Here is a 21,879-nt window from a genome sequence, read left to right as displayed (position 1 = left end):
ACAGGGAGTCTAAGGATATTTATGCATAATTCAAATCTTATAAAGAGATGATGGCTAAATGAGAGTTTGGAGAAAAAGAAAATGAACATTAGAAAATCAACAAAATATTCACTGTTGACAATTGGGATTTTAACGACCGTCCAATTAGGTCAAGTGCATGTTAAAGCTGATACAACTGATTTTTCAAATAACACAGTTGTTCAAAATCAGGATGAAAAAGCAACTTCATTAAATAAGAACACAAATCAAAAGAGTGAAGCCACTGCTAATGATAAGAAAGAGCCGGTTGCTAATGAGGAAAAGCCTGCAGCTTTAACGCCGGAAAACTCTACTTCTACAACGGAAGTGGCAGAAAAGGAAGCAGACAAGTCTCCTGCTGAGAAGGAAGTTGCTGAAGAAAAACCAGTAGCAGAACAACCAAAAGCGGAACAACCTGTCCAAGAGCAATCAACAAATGAGCAGCCAAAAGCAGAACAGCCTAAGGTAGAAAAAACAGCAGCTGAACCAACACCTGAAGAAGAACTTAAAAAGTTGTTAGAAACGCCTCAAGAGGGTGTAACGGCTCCTAAAGAGCAACCGACAACTCCTAAAGATGAATCAACAACTCCTAAAGTTCGTCGTAGAAGAGCTGCATCTAACGATACGAAAGTATATGAAGATGCAACATATGGTAAATATGTAAAAGCTACAGATTTCGGATTAGATACGACTGGTAAGGTTGAAGCAAGTGATGCTCTTCAAAAAGCTCTGAAAGCAGCCAATGAGGTTGAGGGTGGAGCTTCCGTAATGGTTTCAGGGAATGTCCTTTTGAAGAAAACCTTGGTTATCGATGAGAACTATGCTAATGTAAAAGGTTTGATTGGTAGTGGTCCAAGTCGTAACAATACAAAAATCGTGTTTAACAAAAAGCAAGATGGCGAACACGATCCGGAAACAAACTTGACGGATAACCGTTACGAGTCTGCAATCCTCATTCAAAATCAGAATAACTTTACTGTAGGTCGCTTAACGGTTGAGCATGCCTATGATTCATCAGACTACACTAAAGATAATGAGTTTTACCGTAAAGGTAAATCTTACTTTGGACGTTCAAACGGTATCTATGTAAACGATTCTTCAAATGTTACGATTAATGATGTTCGTGCTATGAAATTCAACAGAGCCGGTGTCTTCTTTAGTTCAAGTAAGGCAACAGCGCAAGAGTATGATAGCAATGGAAGACCAATCCGTTATAGTAGTATCTCTGAAAAAGTTTCAAACGAAGTCAAGTCTATCGGAGATCCAGATGTTCCAATCATGGACGGTAACAAGGTAACCAACTCTTTCCTTCACAATAACCGTGTTGCTGGAGTTATGTTTGGTTACCAACGTAATTTTGTGGTAGACAATAACATCTTGTCTTATAACGGTCACGTTTTGGACGGTGGTACCGGATATGGTGCAGCCTCAATGGCTGGATCTTACAATGATGGTATTACCTATACTGGAAACTATACCAACTACAACTACCGTAAAGGATTGGATATCCATGATGGGAATAAGATCCTCATCGAAAACAACGTTTCACTCGGAGACCGTTTGAATGGTATCGAGGTCTATAACCGTGCTAATCCGATGACAGATGTCATTATTCGTAACAATAAGGTAACACAGGATCCAAACTCTAAGTTGGAAAACGATGATGATGATCCAGCTCGTTACCGTGGTTACACAGCTATCTCTATCCTGACAAACGAGAAAAACCACAAGTGGACAAAACCTCTTGAAAAAGGTCGTTACGTTATTTCAAATAATACCATTGAAGGTTTGACAAAACCATTTGAAAATGGACAACTAGGAACGTTTGGTATCCTCTTTAGAAATAACGAAAGTTCAAATGACTATAGCCTAAACATCGAAGGAAACACCATTACTGGTGATTCAACAGACTATATCATCTCTGTTAACAACAATACTGCTCAAGCATCTAGAGGTGTTGAAGGTGGCGGTTCAGGTGACATTACTATTTCAAGAAACAAGATTGAAGTAGATGACATCAAGCAGTTACCGATTTACATCAATGATGATACAACTTATGTAGCAAGTGTTATTGACCGTACAACTGGTAAACGTGTCAACAAGGTTACAAAAGTACCGTTTACTAAAACTAGAGGAAGCATTAACATTGATAACAATGAGTTGACCGTTTCTAAGATTAAATCTAGATGGAAAAACGCGGTTGCGATTGAAAGTACAAACGCAGCTTCGATTGATGTCAATAGCAATACTTTCAAGTATAAAGACAATGAGCCATGGCAACGTTATGATGTCACTCGTAAAACAGACGGAGCAGTTATCAAGGACTTGATGCAAGCTTTCTTTGGTATCAACCGTCTCAACGATAGTGTTAAAGTAACAGCGACAGACAACAAATTCATTGCAGACACACCAAACAAAAATGGTTTCTTTAGACTATACAATGGTGAGTGGGTGAACTTGAATGCCAAGAATAAGAATGTCTTCCTTGGTCGTAATACTCTAGATGGCAAGCCATTAGCTCCAGTAGATATCGTTGGTGATAAAACGGTTGAAACACTTCGTACAACAACAACTACAGAGTACATCATCGAAACTCGTGAGACAGATGAACTTCCTATCGGATTTAAAGAAACCGTACAAAAAGGTGTTCCTGGTAAGAAAGTTAATGTTTATAAGATTACCAAGGTTGGTAATACAGTCGTAGGTCGTCAGATTGAATCTGAAGAAGTAATTCAAGAACCAACAAGAGAAATCGTCTTGATTGGTACAGCAACAGAAACATTTGAAACTGTTACTGAGAAAGAAACTGTTGAATTCGAAACAGAAATTAGAACGGATCCAACAAAACCAAAGACTTATCTATTTGAAAATCAAGCAGGTAAGAATGGTTCTGTTGAAAAGACTTACCAAATCAGAAAACTGAATGGTAAGGAAGCAGGCAAGACTTTGACATCAGAAACAGTGATTGACCAACCAGTCAAACGCATTATCACTGTTGGTAGTGCAGTTGAAAAAGTAGAATACACTACTGAGGTCAAGGATGTTGACTTTGAAACTGTCATCGAATACGACTACACGAAACCAAAAGGCTACGAAGAAGTTCGTCAAGAAGGTGAAAAAGGCCGTATTGAAAGTCAATACAAATTGACCTACCTCAACGATGAACTTGTTGACCGTACCTTAGTCAATGAAAATACTCTCAAAGAGAAGAAGGACAAGATCGTTGTTAAAGGTCTAGGTGTGGTTGTATCAATCAGATCCGTAGTTGTTGTCGAAGAAAAAGACTTCAACAAGGTTATTGAAAAAGATGAAACCCAACCAGAAGGCTACAGCAAGATTACTCAAGTCGGATCTCCTGGTACTATCACAACAACTTATGAAGTTACCTATGAGGATGATGTCGAAGTTTCTCGTAAGGAAATCTCAAAAGTCGAAAATCCAAAAGCTGTTGATGAAATCACAGTAATCGGTACTTCTAAGATGACAGAACGTACTTTGGATGAGCAGGTTGATGTTCCGTTCAAGACAGTTTATGTTTCTGACAATACACTTCCAGCAGGAGAAAGTGTTGTCGACGAAGAAGGAAGTCCTGGACAAATTATCCGTACTTTCTTGGTAAGCTATCGAAATGGTAAAGAAATCGGTCGTACCATTGTTTCTGAACACCAAATTAAAGATGCTGTCAACCGTGTCGTTCGTGTCGGAAATGCGACACCTATCGTGGAAACAACTGAGCTTGTAGATGAGACAGAGTCAATCGATTACAATACTTTCAAAGAGTTTTCAGACCAACTTCCTGCAGGAACAACCAAAGTTATCCAGACAGGTAAGAAGGGGCAGAAAACAAATCGCTACTCTGTAACGAAAGTAAATGGCGAAGAGACATCTCGTACATTTGTAGAATCTAATATCACTACAGATCCAGTGGATGAAATCATCCAAGTCGGAACTCGTGTCAAAGAAATTAGAGAAGCAAGCGAGACAAGCCCAATTCCATTTGCCGTTAAGGTTCGTAAAGACACTACGAAGCCAATTGGCTATCGAGTGACTGAAGTAGAAGGACAAGACGGTGAGAAGTCAGATCTCTATAAAGTAACCTACATCAATGGTACCGAAACAAAACGTGAACATCTCAAGACAACAGTCGTTAGAGAAGCTGTTGACAAGGTGATTGTTGAAGGTGCTGGTGTAGAACGTGCCCTCTTTGAAATTCAAGAAGAAAAGATTACAAGCACAACTGAGTACCGCAATGATGACACTCTTCCAGAAGGTGAAACGAAGGTTACCCAAGTTGGTGAAGAAGGACTTCTTCGTAAGACGATTGAAAAACGATACTTCAATGATGAATTGCGCTCTACGAAATTAGTAGACAGCAAACTAATCAAAGAAGCAACTCCAACTATCATCTTAGTAGGTACAAAACACGTGCCAACTATCAAGGTAGAACAGGATACTCAAACTGAGAAGATTGCCTATAAGACTCAAAAGATTGAGGATCCAGACCTACCAAAAGGTCAAACTAAGGTAGTTCAAGTGGGTCGAACTGGTCTCATTGAAAAAGTTTACCAATTGACTTACAAAGATGGAATCTTGATTAAGACAGACTTAATCAGCAGTAAGGAAGTTCAAAAAGTTCAAGATGAGATTATCCATATCGGTACTCAAGTCACTGAAACTAAGGAAATCAACACAACAAGTCCAATTCCATACAAAGTTATTATTCGTAAGGATAAGACCAAGCCAGTTGGTTACAGCCTTGTTGAAGTAGAGGGTCAAGAAGGAACACAAACAGACTACTATCAAGTAACTTACGTCAATGGTAAGGAAACGAAACGTGAGCACCTCAGAACGGACATTACTGTTCAGCCTGTCAATAAAGTCCTAGTTGAAGGTTCTGGTATTGAACGTACAATCTTCGAAATTCAAGAAGAGAGAATCACAAGTCCAACGGAGTTCCGTAACGACGATACTCTGCCAGAAGGTGAAACGAAAATCATCCAAGAAGGTCAAGATGGACTGATCCATAAGACTATTGAAAAGCAATACTTCAATGATGAAGAGCGTTCTTCAAAATTAATTGAAAGCAAGGTAGTCAGAGAAGCAGTTCCAACCATCATTTTAGTAGGAACAAAACATGTTCCAAATATTAAAGTGAAACAGGATACACGAATCGAAGAGACTAACTTTAGAACTGTTACTGTCATTGATGAAAACTTACCGAAGGGTGAACGTAAGCTTGTTCAAGAAGGTCGTCCTGGTCAAGTAGAAAAAGTTTATCAGCTAACATATAAGGATGGAGTTTTGGTCAAGACTGATTTGATTAGCGTCAAGGAGTTGAGTCCAGCACTCGAACAGATTATCCATATCGGTTCTCAAGTTACTGAAACCAAGGAAATCAGCACCACAAGTGCAATTCCTTACAATATCATCGTTCGTGAGGATAAGTCTAAGCCTGTTACTTACCGTTTGGTCGAAGTAGAAGGTCAAGAAGGAACACAAACAGACTACTATCAAGTAACCTATGTCAATGGTAAAGAAACTCAACGTGAGTATCTAAGAACAGTTATCACAACTCAACCTATCAACCAAGTTGTTATAGTTGGTGCTGGAGTTGAGCGTACAGTCTTGGTAACTGAGGATGAAGTTATTACTCATGAAACTGAATATCGCAATGACGATAGCTTGCCAGAAGGTGAAACTAGAGTCTTCCAAGAAGGCCAAGATGGGCTGATCCATAAGACTTTTGAAAAATACTACTTCAATGATGAAGAACGTTCTGCAACATTGGTTGATACGAAAGTAATCCGAAAAGCAGTAAATCGTGTTATTTTAGTAGGAACAAAACGAGTTCCTACTATTACAACAGAAGAACTCATCCAAGTAGAAGAAATAGCCTTTGAGAAACAAACAGTTGAAAATGCAGAGTTAGCAAAAGGAACTGTTAATGTTTTACAAGAAGGTAAAGCAGGTAAACGACAAGATGTGTATCGCTTAACGTTGCAGGATGGAGTTGTGATCAAGAAAGAATTGATTCGCTCAGAAGTCCTTGAAGAACCACAAGCAGAAATCACTGAGATCGGAACCAAGTATGTTTCTTCTATTACAGTAGAAGAAAACATCCAAATAGAAGAAATCGACTTTGAAAAGCAAACAGTTGAAAATCATAAGCTTGCTAAAGGCATACAAGTTCTTCTACAAAAAGGAAAACCAGGGAAACGTCAGTATATTTATCGTGTGACTCTTCAGGATGGAGTTGTGATCAAGAAAGAGTTGATTCGCTCAGAAGTCCTTGAAGAACCACAAGTAGAAATTACTGAGATTGGAACACTGGTTGAACAACCAAGGCAAGAACCTTCAGCGCCAGCTGATAGCATCATCCCAACAGTTCCATCTCCTAAACAGGAGGAGCTGAAGTCATTGGCAGTTCCGGCTCAAGAGCCTCAAACAGCTGAGGCACCAGTAGTCCAAGATAATTTCTTGCCAGAGACTGGCGAACAGTCGAACTGGTGGTTAAGCTTTATTGGAATTCTGATGATGTTCTTAACATTTATTGGCCTTAAAAATAAAAAAGACGATTTTTAAAGACAATTATTGTATAAAAAATACAATGAAAAACTAAAAACTGAATATTTTTATAAAAAAAACTGAAAAAAAGTCGAAAAAAGACTTGCCAGTATATTCTAAAAATGCTATGATATATCTGATTAAATTAAAGGAGTTTATGTGATGAAGATTTCACAAAAGAGCGTTACACGCATCTTAGCGTTTGTAAGTATCTTTGTACTTTCATTGACATCATTGACGACAGTCTTTGGTGCTGAAGTAACAAACTATACGAACAACACTACAATTACCCTCAATGGTAAAGCTATTACTGCTGATACAAAAGTAGGTAGAGGCCAAGCCATGGAAGCTACAAACAGCATTAGTTTCCCAGATTCTCAAGCAATCAATGCAGGTGATACACTTGTTCTTGACTTGCCAAAAGAATTGAACTGGCCAGTTAAGTCAGAATTCCCAATCAAAAACGGTTCTGAAATCATTGGTAATGCAGTTGCTGACCCAGCTACTGGTAAAACAACAGTAACCTTCACTGACTATTTCTCTAAAAACCCACAAAACAAGAGAATGTCATTGAAATATGATATTGTTATTAATGCGGCGAATGTTACTAAGTCAGGACCACAAACATTTAAGTATGGTGAGCAAACTTATAATTTGACATATGATCCAGATTCTACTGCAATTGGTCAATACGAGTACAAGTATGGATACCAAGACCCACAAAATCCTAAACGTATCAAGTGGAAAGTTATCTTGAACGCTGCTCAAGACAAATTGAACAAGATGGTTATCACAGATGAGCTTGCTGACGGACAAGTATTGGTAAAAGGAAGCCTTCGTGCTGTACGTTACGCTCGACAACCTAAAGCTATCGAAAGTGAAGAGCAACTTACAAAACTTGACCCAACTGACAACTTCACTAAGAAAGCTGAGTATACTACGAACGCTGCAGGTCAAATCACTGGTTTCACGATCAACTTTGGTGACAACTGGAACTGGCCAATGTACTTGGAGTACACTACTGAGTTGACTGAAGCTAAGAAAAAAGGTGATGTAGTTAACAACGTCATCAAGTGGAAAGCTGAAAACTTCCCTAACGAACGTAGCTATCCTGCTAAGACACTCATCTACACTGCGTCTGGTGAAGGTGAAGGGGAAACTACAACAACAACTACAACAACTACAACTACAACAACTACAACTACAACAACAGAAGCTCCTACAACGACAGAAGCTCCTACAACAACAGAAGCTCCTACAACAACAGAAGCTCCTACAACAACAGAAGCTCCTACAACAACAGAAGCTCCTACAACAACAGAAGCTCCTACAACAACAGAAGCTCCTACAACAACAGAAGCTCCTACAACAACAGAAGCTCCTACAACAACAGAAGCTCCTACAACAACAGAAGCTCCTACAACAACAGAAGCTCCTACAACAACAGAAGCTCCTACAACAACAGAAGCTCCTACAACAACAGAAGCTCCTACAACAACAGAAGCTCCTACAACGACAGAAGCTCCTACAACGACAGAAGCTCCTACAACAACAGAAGCTCCTACAACAACAGAAGCTCCTACAACAACAGAAGCTCCTACAACGACAGAAGCTCCTACAACAACAGAAGCTCCTACAACGACAGAAGCTCCTACAACAACAGAAGCTCCTACAACAACAGAAGCTCCTACAACAACAGAAGCTCCTACAACAACAGAAGCTCCTACAACAACAGAAGCTCCTACAACGACAGAAGCTCCTACAACAACAGAAGCTCCTACAACGACAGAAGCTCCTACAACAACAGAAGCTCCTACAACAACAGAAGCTCCTACAACAACAGAAGCTCCTACAACAACAGAAGCTCCTACAACGACAGAAGCTCCTACAACAACAGAAGCTCCTACAACAACAGAAGCTCCTACAACAACAGAAGCTCCTACAACAACAGAAGCTCCTACAACAACAGAAGCTCCTACAACAACAGAAGCTCCTACAACAACAGAAGCTCCTACAACAACAGAAGCTCCTACAACAACAGAAGCTCCTACAACAACAGAAGCTCCTACAACAACAGAAGCTCCTACAACAACAGAAGCTCCTACAACAACAGAAGCTCCTACAACAACAGAAGCTCCTACAACAACAGAAGCTCCTACAACGACAGAAGCTCCTACAACAACAGAAGCTCCTACAACAACAGAAGCTCCTACAACAACAGAAGCTCCTACAACGACAGAAGCTCCTACAACAACAGAAACTACTACAACGACAGAATATCATAACCCACATGGTAGAGGTGACGGTAGCACTACAACAACAACTACAACAACCACTACTACTGAAGAACCAGGTCGTCCAGGAAACGGAGATGGAGATGGTGCTGGTAGAACAACTACAACTCCAGAACCAGGTCGTTCAACTACAACAGAAGAAGGACAAACTCTTCCATTTACTGGTGAAGCTACAAGCCTAGTACTTGTATTGGCAGGTATGGTAATCTTGTCAGGTACTGTAGTAATGAAACGTAAATTTTCTAAATAATATTAGATAAATTACTTTAGAGAGGAGAGAGCATTGCTCTCTCCTTTTTTAAATGTTAAAATGATGGAGTAGATTAAAGATTCTATTCTTGCTCCATAAAGCGAGAATATCTTCTATCACAAGCTCATAAAGCGAGAATATCTTCTATCACAAGCTCATAAAGCCAATTTTTAGAAACTGATAGCAGCTAACGAAGAGAAGATTGGCTAAAAACATAGAGGAGAAGTCAATAATGAAAAATTGGTTGATATATTGGCAGGAATTAAAGGAGACATATCCTAGGGGAGTCCTTTATGTTAGCAGTACTTTACTACCGATGACAATCATGCTGGTGGTATGGTTTTTCATGGGGAGTTATCCTTTTGGAAATAAAAGTTTAATGACCATTGTCTTTGATCAGCAGTATATTAGTTTTTATGTATTGCTAAAGAATGCCATTCTATCTGGAGATTTAAGCAGTCTGACATACTCTTTTACCAAATCTATCGGTGGAGATATGAGTGGAGTATTGGGCTATTATTTGATGAGCCCTTTCAATTTTATTTATGTTCTGCTGCCTTTAAAGTATATAGGATTATCTGTTTTTCTAACAATCTGGCTCAGATATGGTGCCTTTGGACTTTCCTTTGCTCATCTCTTAATTAAACGTTATAAGGGTGCAGAGTCAAAACGATGGATGGTTCCCTTGTTTGCGACAGCTTATGCCCTGTCTGGAATGTTGGTATCCTACCAAATGAATGTTATCTTTTATGATGTCATGTTTATGCTTCCTCTCGTCATCCTATATTTAGAGCAGTTATTAGATGGTGAAGCGGCCTATCCCTATGCCTTTGTACTAGGTTTAACGGTTTTTCTTCAATTTTATATGGGTTATATGATTTCTCTATTTGTGATTTTGTATGCCTGCTATTATCTTTCACCACGTCTTTCTATCGATGGGACATGGAAAGTAAGACTAAAATATTACCTCCAACCCTTATGGGATGTCTTTCTCTACTCTATACTAGGGGTTGCGACAGCCTCAATATTATTAGTTCCCGTATTTTTCAACTTGCTTGAAAGTAAGGGACAAGCAGGAGGAGCCATGACATTTTCCATGGCTTTTCAGATTAACCCCTTAGACATTCTATCCAAACTAACTATCGGGGGCTTTGATGCACAATCAGGTTGGGAAACTGGACCAAATCTACCAAATATCTATATTGGTGCTCTCGGATTTATCGGCTTTATCTTGTACTTCGTATCAAGAAAGATAGTCAAAGAAAGAAGATGGGCTGCTGGAGTGGTTACTCTCATATTCTTTACCTCCTTTGTAAATGAATTTGTCAGTAAGATTTGGCATATGGGACAAAACCCTGCTGGATTCTTTTTCCGTTTTTCATGGCTATTCTCTTTCTTTATGCTGCTGCTATCCTATCAAGCATTAAAAGAGAAATTTAAAATCTCGCGCCGGGGAAAATTGCTCTCAGTTGTAGCCCTAGTCTTGTCAGCAATCTACCTCTACACCAAAGACTTTACCTATCTACCAAAGAAACAACCTGAAGCTCTAACTCGGTTTATCAATGGCCATTTTATTGAATTTGTGATATTGGTTGTAATAGCTACAGCTGCAGGATTTTATCTATACCGGGAACGCTCTACCAAGTCTCAGAAAGAAAAGGAAAGGGTATTGGTGATTGCGACTGGATTTGTGGTGGTATTGGTTTTATTGTTACAAACAGGTTATCTCTTTTCTCGTGTAGTCTTAACTCTACTTATTTACTTAGCTGTGCTGGCCTTATTGCATCCGCGAATGATTCGCTTGGCTGTTGTCTTGTTATCAACTCTGACAATATTTGAGCTAGGTTACAATGCTTATCTATCGCAAGTGACCTTTAGTTATGCAAATGTTGATAGATTTGTGGATGGGACAGTCTCTGTTAAACGTGTGACGGATAACATCCAAGAAAATGCAGATCAGCCTTTCTATCGAATTGCGACGACCTTTGCCTATTCTCGCACAGCGCCATCTCTTATCGGTTATCCAGGTTTGAGTGCTTTTAGTTCGAGTTTGGAGAGATCTACTATGAATCACTTTGCTTATATGGGTGATCAAGGGATCAATGAAGCAACTGAATATGAGAATGGAACTCCTCTGACTGATGCTTTATATGGAATTCGCTATTACATGGATATTAAAGATATCGATCAAAAGGAGAGAGACAGCCATCCTGAGAAGATGTACTTTTACCGTTTTGCCAGTCGTTTTGATATGCACCGTTACTTCACTGAAAAAGTTTATGAAGATGAACGTTACGTAGTTTATAAAAATCCTAATTCATTCCCGATTGCTTTTGGGGTAAATGAATTGGTTAGAAATACTCAACTTGATTTCAATGACGCTGTAAAAAACCAAAATAAGATTCTCAACTCTATGGAGGGTATTAAAAAAGGCCAGGAGAATTACGTTGATTACTTCAAGCCCCTAGCTTTTGGTGCAATTGAAACTGAAAATCTAGTAGCAGAAGATGTCAATAAAGAAAATGGGACAGCGATCTATAAACGTGAAGATTCCAGTAAGGAAGCAATTGTTCGTTATCGCATTACTCCTCAGACGGACTTGACCTATTATTTCTTTGCGCCCGATTCACTCAATTTTGTAGATGAATACTCTGTCTTGTTAAATGGGCAATGGTTTACTCATTCCAAGAAAAATATGCAACGTCAACTGTGGCAGATTGCAGCTAAAGCAGCAGGAAAAGAATCTGTCTTAGAGTTTCGCTTTAGGTCTGATAAGGTAGATATCTCGCATGTAGGTCTTTATCGTTTAGACGTTGATCAAATCCAGAAAGTCCTAGAAAAGAGAAAAGCTCAAGGTTTACAAGTTGAGAAGTTTTCAAATACTCATATCGTTGGATCAGTTGATATCACCGATGATAGTCAGTTTATGCTGACTTCGATTCCCTATAGTGCTGGTTGGAAAGTAAAAGTGGATGGAAAAGATGTTCCGACATCAAAAACTTGGAATAGTCTCTTGTCCTTCCCGATTACTTCTGGGCAACATAAAGTTGAATTTGTATTCTCACAAAAAGGTACTTTGCTTGGACTCATACTAAGCTTGATAAGTATCACAATCTTATACATAGATAGAAAATATTATCAAAAGAAAGCTAAGCTTACCTCTCAAGATAAAAAAACTGAGGAAGGATGATTTTCTTCAAGCTAAGCTAAAAACAAGGTCAGGAGTACAATCCTGACCTTTTTATTTTGCAAAATGACAAAAATCTTAAACTTTTTGACAAAAATACTTGTCAAAAATAAAAAGATGTGTTACAATAAAATCAAGATAAAGAACAAAGGAGAAAAAAGACATGCTAAAAAATCGTCTAAAAGAGCTTCGGGCTCGCGATGGCCTGAATCAAACAGAGCTGGCCAAACTAGCTGGCGTGTCCAGGCAAACTATCAGCTTGCTTGAGCGGGATGAGTACACGCCATCCATCGTCATTGCCCTGAAGATTGCTCAGATATTCCATGAGCCAGTCGAGTCAGTCTTTCGCTTAGAGGAGGATGAGTGATGAACAAGTATAAAGTGATTTATTATCTATCTATAGTTGTGTTTATCGTAAATCTTTTGGCTATGATTGGAAGCCTATTTGGTTGGTTTACCATCGTAGAAGGCAAGTACCTCTTCTGGAATAATATAGTGCTACTATTAGTCTTTAGATGGGTAGAGAAAAAAATAAAGTTTAAAGAACTCGTAAAAGGAGAAAAGTTATGAAAGAGTTTTTAGCAGGTTTTCAAGTCGATACTGAGAACAAAGAACTTGCCGGTGTTTGTGCAGGTTTAGGAAACTATTTTAACATTCAAGCCAACATTGTTCGTTTGGTGACAGTCTTCTTGTTTCTCTCTTCGACGGAGATTGGGATTATAACCGTGACTCTCTATGCTTATCTAGCAGGTTGGCTTGGGAATGAGCCCTTGGGAGATGGAGCGAAGAAAGCAAGAAACCAAGCTATTCTCTTACTTGTTGTTTGTTTGCTTTTGGTGTCGCTTGGAGCAGAAGGTTTGACAGCTATTTTTGAATCGGGGAAATCCTTTGGTCAATGGTTGTCTGGCTTGTTTTAGAAAGAGGTTAAAATATGGAAAAGAATCACATAATTTTTGCACTGAAACTTTTTATTATAGGAGCTTTATTAGGAATACTTGCCGGAGCTCTTGGAGTTAAACCTTTAGGTATTAGTCAAGAGCAAGTAATCCCTGTCTTGTTCTCAATCTTTTTTGGTCTAGGGCTGATTACGGCAATCCTAACATTTTATTTCACTAGAAAAAGTCATCAGGCTTATCAGAATTATCAACGAGAAGAAGAGGATGAAGGAAATGAGCAAGACTATCTTGCTACGTATCGTTTCTTGGATTATGCTACAGTAGCTTGGAATGTTTCCCAAATTAGTATGCTATTCTGTATGCTTTTAGACTTAGGAAGATTCGGCATATCAGCAACATCCTTACTTTTGATAGTTGTAAGTATTTGGTCGGGTGTTTACTGCCTCAAAATTACTAGCAAGATTCGTAACTATAAACTTTCTGTTATGGCCACACCCAAGGAAGTTTTGGAATACCTGGATACTTATGATGAGGGAGAAAAACAGGCTGAGATGGAAGAAGCTTACTTGATCTTGTTCAAGGTCAATCAACTCCTCATTCCTGGTATCTATATTGTCTTAGTAATTCTATCTATGGTATTAGGACAAGTACAGTTGGTTGCTCTGCTGGTAGCAGTTGTCATCCATTTGTACACGAATGTTGCACAGTTGCGTAAAACAAAACGTTATTTCAAATAGGAGAATCTTATGAAAACACTTAAAAATATCGGCTGGTATAGCCTTGCCTTCTTATCATTTCTTATGGTCTATAGTTTTATTCAGGGCGTAGGCTTAGAAGCCATGAAAATGGGTGCGCCTGAATATGTTGCTGTCCCAATTTATGTCTTATTAGCAGGAATTTTCACCTTCGTTACCTACAAGTGGTATAAGACAGGAACCGTTACGATTGAAAAAACAGCCCTTAACAAATACATCTGGCTGCCAGCCTTGGTATGGGCCCTTGCCATTGTTGCTCAATTCTTTTTGCCAAATGATCCATCAGTCAGTCAAAAGATGGTAGAAGAATTGACTCATAATCAACCTCTTTTCTCTTTCTTTATGGTGGTTATCTTTGCACCCCTAACAGAAGAATTGACCTTTAGAGGTATGTTAGCTCGCTTTGTCTTCCCTCAACAAGACAACGTCAAGAAGACAGCTCTCTTTCTTCTTGTAAGCACTGTACTTTTTGCATTTGCTCATTTCCCTACTACTCCTCAACAATTCCTAGTCTATAGTGCCCTTGGTTTAAGCATGGGATTGGCTTATATCAACAAGGGAGGTCTGGCTTATAGTATGGGATTGCATGCCTTGAACAATTTAATTTCATTTGTCATGATAATGATGCTATAATAGACTCAGGAGGAAATTATGAAGCGAGTACTATTATTAGCAGTGATTCAGGCTGTCTTTCTCTTCTTTGTCATCGGCCTACTTGTTTATTTCATTAAGGGGGATTTCTTTTATAACAATCTAGCGGTTATCTTTGCTCCTATCGCAGGAGTGATACGATTTGCGACAGCTTATGTGACAGAAATTGTCCTTCCTAAGAAGACAGAAGAGATTGCTGAAAAGCGTAAAAAATAAAGAAATACTAAATCCAGCGAATGACTTTGCTGGATTTTTTTCATTTATAGCAGGATTCTTCTCAACTTTTCTGATGATTTTCATGAAGAGCCTGCGCTTTTATGGTAAAATAGTAACAGAATAAAAGAGGAGAGAAAACATGAAACGTAGTATGTATGCTGGTCGTGTTCGTGAGGAGCACATCGGACAAGAAATTACCTTGAAAGGCTGGGTTGCTCGTCGTCGTGACTTGGGTGGATTGATCTTTATCGACCTTCGTGACCGTGAAGGAATCATGCAGTTGGTTATCAACCCTGAAAAAGTATCAGCAGAGGTGATGGCAACAGCTGAAAGCCTTCGTAGTGAATTTGTCATCGAGGTAACTGGACAAGTTGCAGCACGTGGGCAGGCCAATGATAAGTTAGCGACAGGAGCGGTTGAACTGAATGTTACAGCTCTTACTGTGCTTAATACAGCCAAAACAACACCATTTGAAATCAAGGATGGCATTGAAGCAAACGATGATACGCGTCTACGTTACCGTTACCTTGACCTTCGTCGTCCAGAGATGTTGGAAAATCTTAAACTTCGTGCCAAGGTGACTCACTCTATCCGCAACTACTTGGATGAGTTGGAATTTATCGATGTGGAAACACCATTCCTTTCTAAGTCAACACCAGAAGGGGCGCGTGACTATTTGGTGCCATCTCGTATCAATAAAGGGCATTTCTACGCCCTTCCTCAAAGTCCGCAGATCACAAAACAGTTGTTGATGAATGCTGGATTTGACCGTTACTACCAAATCGTCAAATGTTTCCGTGATGAAGACTTGCGTGGAGACCGCCAACCAGAGTTTACTCAGGTCGACTTGGAAACTTCTTTCCTTACTGAACAAGAAATTCAAGATATTACAGAAGGCTTGATTGCGCGCGTGATGAAGGAAACAAAAGGCATCGAAGTGACATTACCATTCCCTCGTATGAAGTATGATGATGCCATGGCTCTTTATGGTTCTGACAAACCTGACACTCGTTTTGAGATGTTGCTTCAAGACTTGACAGAAGTTGTCAAGGGTGTTGATTTCAAAGTCTTTTCAGAAGCACCTGCCGTCAAAGCCATTGTCGTCAAAGGTGCAGCAGATAACTACTCACGTAAAGACATCGACAAGATGACAGAAGTAGCCAAGCAGTATGGGGCTAAAGGTCTTGCTTGGGTCAAGGTTGTTGACGGTGAATTAAATGGTCCAGTTGCTAAATTCTTGACTGGCATTCAAGGCGATTTAACAAGTGCGCTTGGTCTTGAAGATAAGGACTTAGTTCTCTTTGTAGCAGATACGCTTGAAGTAGCTAATGCAACACTCGGTGCCCTTCGTGGACGTATCGCCAAAGAACTTGGCTTGATTGATACTGACAAGTTCAACTTCCTCTGGGTTGTTGACTGGCCGATGTTTGAATGGTCTGAAGAAGAAGGTCGCTATATGAGTGCCCACCATCCATTTACTCTTCCTCAAGCAGATACTGCGCATGAGCTTGAAGGTGATTTGGCCAAGGTTCGTGCCATTGCTTATGACATCGTCTTGAACGGTTATGAACTTGGTGGTGGTAGCCTTCGTATTAACCAAAAAGAACTCCAAGAACGTATGTTTAAGGCCCTTGGATTCTCAGCAGAAGAAGCCAATGACCAGTTTGGATTCCTTTTGGAAGCCATGGATTATGGATTCCCACCACACGGTGGCTTGGCTATCGGACTTGACCGCTTTGTAATGCTCTTAGCAGGCGAAGATAACATCCGTGAAGTCATTGCCTTTCCTAAGAACAACAAAGCCACTGATCCAATGACCCAAGCGCCATCAACAGTAGCTCTTAAACAACTAGAAGAACTCAATCTACAAGTAGAACAAGATGAAACAAACGAAACTAACTAAAAAGTGGTACCATTATCTTCGCCGCTTTGCTTATCGAGTAAAGATTTTGCGTGTTTTACAAAGTATTTCTCGAGAAAAATACGATGAAAAAATCTCAGCTTCTCTGGTATATGGTTTTCTATCAGCAGTAGCCGTCAATTTCTTCTTCCAACCAGGGCACGTTTATTCAAGTGGTGCAACAGGTTTAGCTCAGATTATCTCAAGCCTTAGTAACTACTGGTTTAATTTCCACATTCCAATCTCTGTAGCTTTCTATTGTATCAATATACCACTCATGATTTTAGCTTGGCGCCAAATTGGGCATAAGTTCACGATATTTACCTTTATCACGGTATCCATGAGCTCGCTCTTTATCCAGTTTGTGCCAGTAGTGGTCTTGACAGAGGATCCCATCATCAATGCTCTCTTTGGGGGTGTCGTTATGGGGTTGGGAATCGGCTTTGCCTTACGCCATAACATTTCCAGTGGTGGAACGGATATTGTCAGTCTTACTATTCGTAAGAAGACAGGTCGTAACGTCGGAAGTATCTCCTTCCTAGTGAACGGGACAATCATGCTGATTGCTGGTTTGACCTTTGGTTGGAAATATGCCCTCTATTCTATGATTACCATCTTTGTCTCAAGTCGTGTAACAGACGCAGTTTTCACCAAACAAAAACGCATGCAGGCTATGATTGTTACTAGTAATCCAGATGCAGTCATTGAGAAAATTCACAATAAATTACACCGTGGAGCAACGATGATCCATGATGCTGAGGGAACCTATAATCACGAACGTAAGGCAGTTTTGATTACGGTTATCACTCGTGCAGAGTTTAATGATTTTAAACTAATCATGAAGCAAGTGGATCCAACAGCCTTTGTATCGGTCTCAGAGAATGTTCATATTCTTGGACGATTTGTCGAAGTTGAAAACTAGTTGTTCAGGTAAATAGAATACAAAAAAACCAACTCAAAATAGAGAGTTGGTTTTTATTTTTCAACGATTTCGTGTGCAATTACTTGTCGATAGCAGATTTGACGATTTTCCTTGACATCATTAATGATTTGAAGAATGGTTTCAAATGAAGTTCGGCCAAGAGCAAGACCATTGATATCAACATAGGCAGCTAGATTCAATCTTGGATTCACCGAATCAAAGCTGAGAACCGGAACATCAAGCTGGTGTTCGTTGAGGTAGTTACAGACACCTTCAGCTAAGAGACTATCGGTTGTAATAATAGCATCGGTCTGAGGGTCGTGTTTAAAGAGTTGTTTACTAAAGTTATAGCCCTTTTCTTCTAGAAACTCGTCTGCAAAGAAGGTACGGTGACTATCAAGAGGCAGATTGTGTTCTTGAAGTGCTTGCTCGTAACCTGTCAGACGGTCCTGGGTAACGAAGAGCTTCTTGGTACCACCAATGAAAGCAATGCGACTGCATCCTTTTTTGATGAAATATTCGGTCGCATCAAATCCGGCTTGGATGTTATCATTATCAACAAGTGGAATAAAAGGGGAAAGTGATTTTCCAAGGATGAGGAAAGGGAATTGTTCTTCGGCTACTAATTGCACCAAGGGATCATTCTCTTGGGCATACAAGAAGATAAGTCCGTCTACACGCTTTCCATAGACCATCTGTGAAATTGCATTTAAGCGCTCTTTTTCATCTTTTCCAGTTGCAATCTGGATAGCATAGTGATTTTCCGAGGCAACCTGTGCAATCCCTCTAAGAACAGAAGGGAAGAAAGGGTTTTGGTAGAAAACGTCAGAATCATCTGGAAGAACCAAGCCAATGACTTGCGTATAACTGCTAACGAGACTTCGAGCATTTAGATTAGGATGATAATTGAGTTCTTTCATTGCTTTTCGAACTCGTTTTTTGGTTTCTTCACTAATCGTTGATTTGTTTTGAATAACACGGGTTACGGTTGAAGGTGAAACTCCTGCAGCCTTGGCCACGTCTTTAATCGTAACAGGCATAATAATCTCCTACTTTTGGTAGTCTGGATCACGATAATGAGTCTTGTAAAAGATAGTGACCAGGTATAGAACAAATAAAATGTTTTGAACAGTAATTAAAGTTGCCATATTCTGTCCTAAAAGACCTAGAATCAGGGTAATTAAAGTTGGCAATCCTAAACAGTTCAAAATAAAATGATAGCACTCTTTATAGGTCTTAAATGAGAAGAGACGTGATTTTTTCGTAAAGTAGAGCAAAAGGCTCGCACCTAAAGCTACAATGAAAAAATTAAGTCCAAAGAGGAAACTAGCACCTAAGACCAGGAAGAGGCTGATATAGACACGGTTCTGTTGATACCAGTCTTTAGAAATGGCCTGAGTCAAGCTCTCCTTGTTTTGAAAACTTTCAGTCGTGATAGCGTGATAGCGAATGCTGGTTAGTTCTTTTCCTTGCTTACTGATGACGAGATTCTCGGGTTCAAAGCTAAGGAGCAATTCCTCAGGAAAGTTTGTGCTAGAAGCGTCTCCGATTTGAACAGAAGCTTGATGAGGAGTTGAACCCGTATAGCTTAGCTTCCCATCATTAATCTGAGTATTTGCAGCTAAATCTTGTACGACATCGTCCGTCAGAGGAGCGTAGACATCATCGATGAAGGTTTCTAAAGGATAGGTGTCCTGAGAGCTGTTTTGGATGGCAATAGGAACCATAGACAAGCTAATCAAGAAAATACTGGTAAAAATCAGTTGAAACCAGTTTAGACCAAAACGATGAGAGAGGGGCTTACGGAATCCCCAAATACTATTAAAATAAGAAAACGGATATGGTAACATAAATCTCTTTCTATAGGCATTTTCTATACGAGTATTATATAGAGAAATGTTTTTTATTTCAAGCGGGGATAGTAGAATCCTTGGTAAAAGTGAATGTTTGTTATGATTCATCCACTAACTAACAAGGAAATTTCAGCAAGCTCATGTTTCTCACCAGACAATCGATGTACAAGTTCAAAAATGAAAAAGGGTGGCGAGGGTATATTACCCCTTGTCGCCACCGCTTGTAAGTCCTGAAACGAAGTTCTTTTGCAAGAAGAAGAAAAGTGTACAGATTGGAAGAGCGATGAGGATGGCACCTGCTGAGAAGTAGGCAATCTTCAAGTTCTTCGCATTATTGACGAAGGTTTGTAGACCAACGGCAACTGTAAAGTATTCTTTTTCACGAAGCAAGAAACTAGAGAGGATATAGTCTCCAAAAGGTCCCATGAAAGCCCAGAGTGCTTGTACAGCCACCATTGGGCGAACAAGAGGGAGAACGATTTGCCAGAAGCGGCGGAAGTGTCCTGCACCATCTAGTTTTGCAGACTCATCAAGAGACATTGGCACGGTGTCAAAGTAACCTTTCATCAACCAAGCATTCATAGGGATACCACCACCGACGTAGAGGAAGATGAGGAACCAGCTATGGTTAAGGGCGTTCAACATGAGGGCCATAACGAAGAAGGCAGTCAAAGCGGCCATTGTTGGCACCATTTGGATAATCAAGAAGAAGACCAAACTTTGCTTACGAGCCAAGAAGTTGTAACGGCTGTAGGCATAACCAGCAAGTACGATAATACTTGTCTGAACGACCATAGTGACCAAAGCGATGATCAAGGTATTAAGGTACCATGTGCCGTACAAGGTTTCTGTAAAGAGTCCTTTGAAGTTATCAAGACTAAAGTTGACATTGCCGTCGAGTTTAAAGGCCACAACGTTACCAGCCTTGAAGGCTGACATAATCGTGATTAAAAGTGGATAGATAATGACGATTGAAAGTCCGATCAAGTAGAGGTAAGTGAGGGTTTGAGTCAGTCTACGTTTGAGTTTGATTGAGTTATTCATCTTAGACGTCCTCCATATCAAATGCGTGTAGTTTCTTGAATGCAATCATAGAAATAGAGATGACAATGATTGAAATAATCAAGGTAACGGCAGCTGCCATAGAGTATTGAGGAGCTGTACCAGTTGTCAAACGGTAGATCCATGAGATCAAGATATCTGTTGAACCAGCTCCACCACCGACACTACCAGGACCACCACCATTGAAGAGGTACATGATAGAGAAGTTGTTAAAGTTGAAGGTGTATTGGCTGATCAAAGTAGGTGCCGCAACAGCCAAAATCATTGGGAAAGTAATGTTGCGGAATTTTTGCCAAGCGTTTGCACCATCGATATAAGCTGCTTCGTACAAGTCGTTTGGAATAGACTGTAGGATACCGAGAGTCAAGACATAGATATAAGGGAATCCAAGCCAACCTTGCATCATAATCAAGGCAACCTTAGTCCAAGTTGGGTTTGTCTTCCAAGGGATAAGTGCTCCATCTAGGAAAGGAAGAACCTTAGCAAAGAGAGGGATAACTTGAGTATTGATAGCTCCGACACTATCGTTGAACATGTTTGAGAATGTCAAGATAGTGATGAAGGCTGGAACAGCCCAAGGGAGAAGGAAGATAACACCAAAGATACGTTTTCCTTTGATGAATGGTTGGTTAGCAATAATAGCTGTAAAGATACCGAGTACGATTTGCAAAGTAGATGCAGATAAAGCCCAGATAATCGTCCAAGAAAGGACAGCACCGAAGGCTGAACGGAAGGTACTCAAGCTCCAGATGTTTGTGAAATTAGTCAATCCAACCCAATCCAACAATTTATTTGGTGGTAAATGTTGGAAATCATAGTTGGTAAAGGCGATCATTAAGGTTACAATAACCGGGAAGATGATGGCAAATGTCATGGCAACGTAAGAAGGAATGATAAGCAAGTAAGGGAATCCATTTTCATAGATACCTTTAATCATATCCTTCAATGTCAATGGGACAGGGATGCCATTATTGATACGTTTTGCAATCGTATGAGCGTCTTTAATATTGAGAATATAAAAGGCTAGGTAAACAATTACAAAAATAGAGTGGAATGCACCACGAATCAACATGAAGAGAGAGTTGTCACGGCCAGGTTTTTCACCGAGCGTGATCAAGTTGCTCAATTCAGGTGCTGCAAGTACTATAAAATAGAGGACAAAAACTAAAGTTACAGCAAGGAAGATAAAACCTTTAGCTTTTTGCTTGTTGTAGATTTGTCCCAACCCAGGAATCAATGAAAGCAAGGCTGCTTTTTTTGGTTGTTGTTCCATGAGTGCTCCTTTCATAAGATACGAGCATTGAGCTCGAT

The 21,879-nt window shown here is 39.8% G+C and carries 15 protein-coding genes; 11 read left to right on the top strand and 4 right to left on the bottom strand.

Translation table 11 applies throughout. From position 1 onward, the window contains the following. Positions 1–81: 81 nt before the first annotated feature. From ACWPVF_RS08520 to ACWPVF_RS08470, 11 genes are all read left to right on the top strand, one after another. Complete coding sequence (locus tag ACWPVF_RS08520; RefSeq protein ID WP_454385673.1) at positions 82–6,600, top strand: G5 domain-containing protein; 6,519 nt, start codon at positions 82–84, stop codon at positions 6,598–6,600. 144 nt (positions 6,601–6,744) lie between these two features. Beyond that, positions 6,745–9,126 carry an Ig-like domain-containing protein gene (locus tag ACWPVF_RS08515; protein ID WP_454385671.1) on the top strand — a complete coding sequence of 794 codons (2,382 nt, stop codon included), beginning with the start codon at positions 6,745–6,747 and terminating at the stop codon, positions 9,124–9,126. A 232-nt stretch (positions 9,127–9,358) separates the two neighbouring features. Further along, on the top strand, positions 9,359–12,316 hold the full coding sequence (pgfM1, locus tag ACWPVF_RS08510; protein ID WP_454385669.1) for a glycosyltransferase PgfM1: 2,958 nt from the start codon (positions 9,359–9,361) through the stop codon (positions 12,314–12,316). Positions 12,317–12,476: 160 nt separating this feature from the next. After that, the gene (locus ACWPVF_RS08505) at positions 12,477–12,680 is read left to right on the top strand and encodes a helix-turn-helix transcriptional regulator (protein ID WP_000916944.1); all 204 of its coding nucleotides are present in this window, start codon (positions 12,477–12,479) and stop codon (positions 12,678–12,680) included. Next, the gene (locus tag ACWPVF_RS08500; RefSeq protein WP_006149605.1) at positions 12,680–12,883 is read left to right on the top strand and encodes a hypothetical protein; all 204 of its coding nucleotides are present in this window, start codon (positions 12,680–12,682) and stop codon (positions 12,881–12,883) included. The genes ACWPVF_RS08505 and ACWPVF_RS08500 overlap by 1 nt, the downstream gene beginning before the upstream one ends. Next, the gene (locus tag ACWPVF_RS08495; RefSeq protein ID WP_045613903.1) at positions 12,880–13,230 is read left to right on the top strand and encodes a PspC domain-containing protein; all 351 of its coding nucleotides are present in this window, start codon (positions 12,880–12,882) and stop codon (positions 13,228–13,230) included. Before ACWPVF_RS08500 ends, ACWPVF_RS08495 begins: the two co-directional genes overlap by 4 nt. Positions 13,231–13,244: 14 nt before the next feature. Further along, the gene (locus ACWPVF_RS08490) at positions 13,245–13,946 is read left to right on the top strand and encodes a DUF3169 family protein (RefSeq protein WP_454385667.1); all 702 of its coding nucleotides are present in this window, start codon (positions 13,245–13,247) and stop codon (positions 13,944–13,946) included. Positions 13,947–13,955: 9 nt separating this feature from the next. After that, entirely contained in the window at positions 13,956–14,597 is a 642-nt protein-coding gene (locus ACWPVF_RS08485) for a CPBP family intramembrane glutamic endopeptidase (protein WP_454385665.1), read from the top strand. Positions 14,598–14,615: 18 nt separating this feature from the next. Next, positions 14,616–14,831: a hypothetical protein gene (locus tag ACWPVF_RS08480; RefSeq protein WP_070678314.1), complete on the top strand. Its 216-nt coding sequence runs from the start codon at positions 14,616–14,618 to the stop codon at positions 14,829–14,831. A 139-nt stretch (positions 14,832–14,970) separates the two neighbouring features. Continuing rightward, a complete protein-coding gene (gene aspS, locus ACWPVF_RS08475; RefSeq protein WP_454385663.1) occupies positions 14,971–16,734 on the top strand; it encodes an aspartate--tRNA ligase in 1,764 nt (587 codons plus the stop codon). Beyond that, on the top strand, positions 16,712–17,653 hold the full coding sequence (locus ACWPVF_RS08470) for a YitT family protein (RefSeq protein WP_414254147.1): 942 nt from the start codon (positions 16,712–16,714) through the stop codon (positions 17,651–17,653). Before aspS ends, ACWPVF_RS08470 begins: the two co-directional genes overlap by 23 nt. A 53-nt stretch (positions 17,654–17,706) precedes the next feature. Here ACWPVF_RS08470 and ACWPVF_RS08465 read toward each other — a convergent pair whose 3' ends face one another. The 4 genes from ACWPVF_RS08465 to ACWPVF_RS08450 form a co-directional block, all read right to left on the bottom strand. Further along, positions 17,707–18,693, bottom strand: a complete 987-nt coding sequence (locus ACWPVF_RS08465; RefSeq protein ID WP_454385661.1) for a LacI family DNA-binding transcriptional regulator — start codon at positions 18,691–18,693, stop codon at positions 17,707–17,709. A 9-nt stretch (positions 18,694–18,702) separates the two neighbouring features. Continuing rightward, entirely contained in the window at positions 18,703–19,503 is an 801-nt protein-coding gene (locus ACWPVF_RS08460) for a DUF1189 domain-containing protein (protein ID WP_454385659.1), read from the bottom strand. A gap of 204 nt (positions 19,504–19,707) precedes the next feature. Continuing rightward, positions 19,708–20,550, bottom strand: a complete 843-nt coding sequence (locus tag ACWPVF_RS08455; protein WP_178894442.1) for a sugar ABC transporter permease — start codon at positions 20,548–20,550, stop codon at positions 19,708–19,710. Between the two features lies 1 nt (position 20,551). Then, entirely contained in the window at positions 20,552–21,841 is a 1,290-nt protein-coding gene (locus tag ACWPVF_RS08450; protein ID WP_454385657.1) for an ABC transporter permease subunit, read from the bottom strand. Between the last annotated feature and the right edge of the window lie 38 nt (positions 21,842–21,879).

Source organism: Streptococcus sp. Marseille-Q7087, assembly GCF_965111935.1.
Note: the sequence above shows the minus strand (reverse complement) of the source record. Positions and strands in the feature narration are given on the sequence as shown.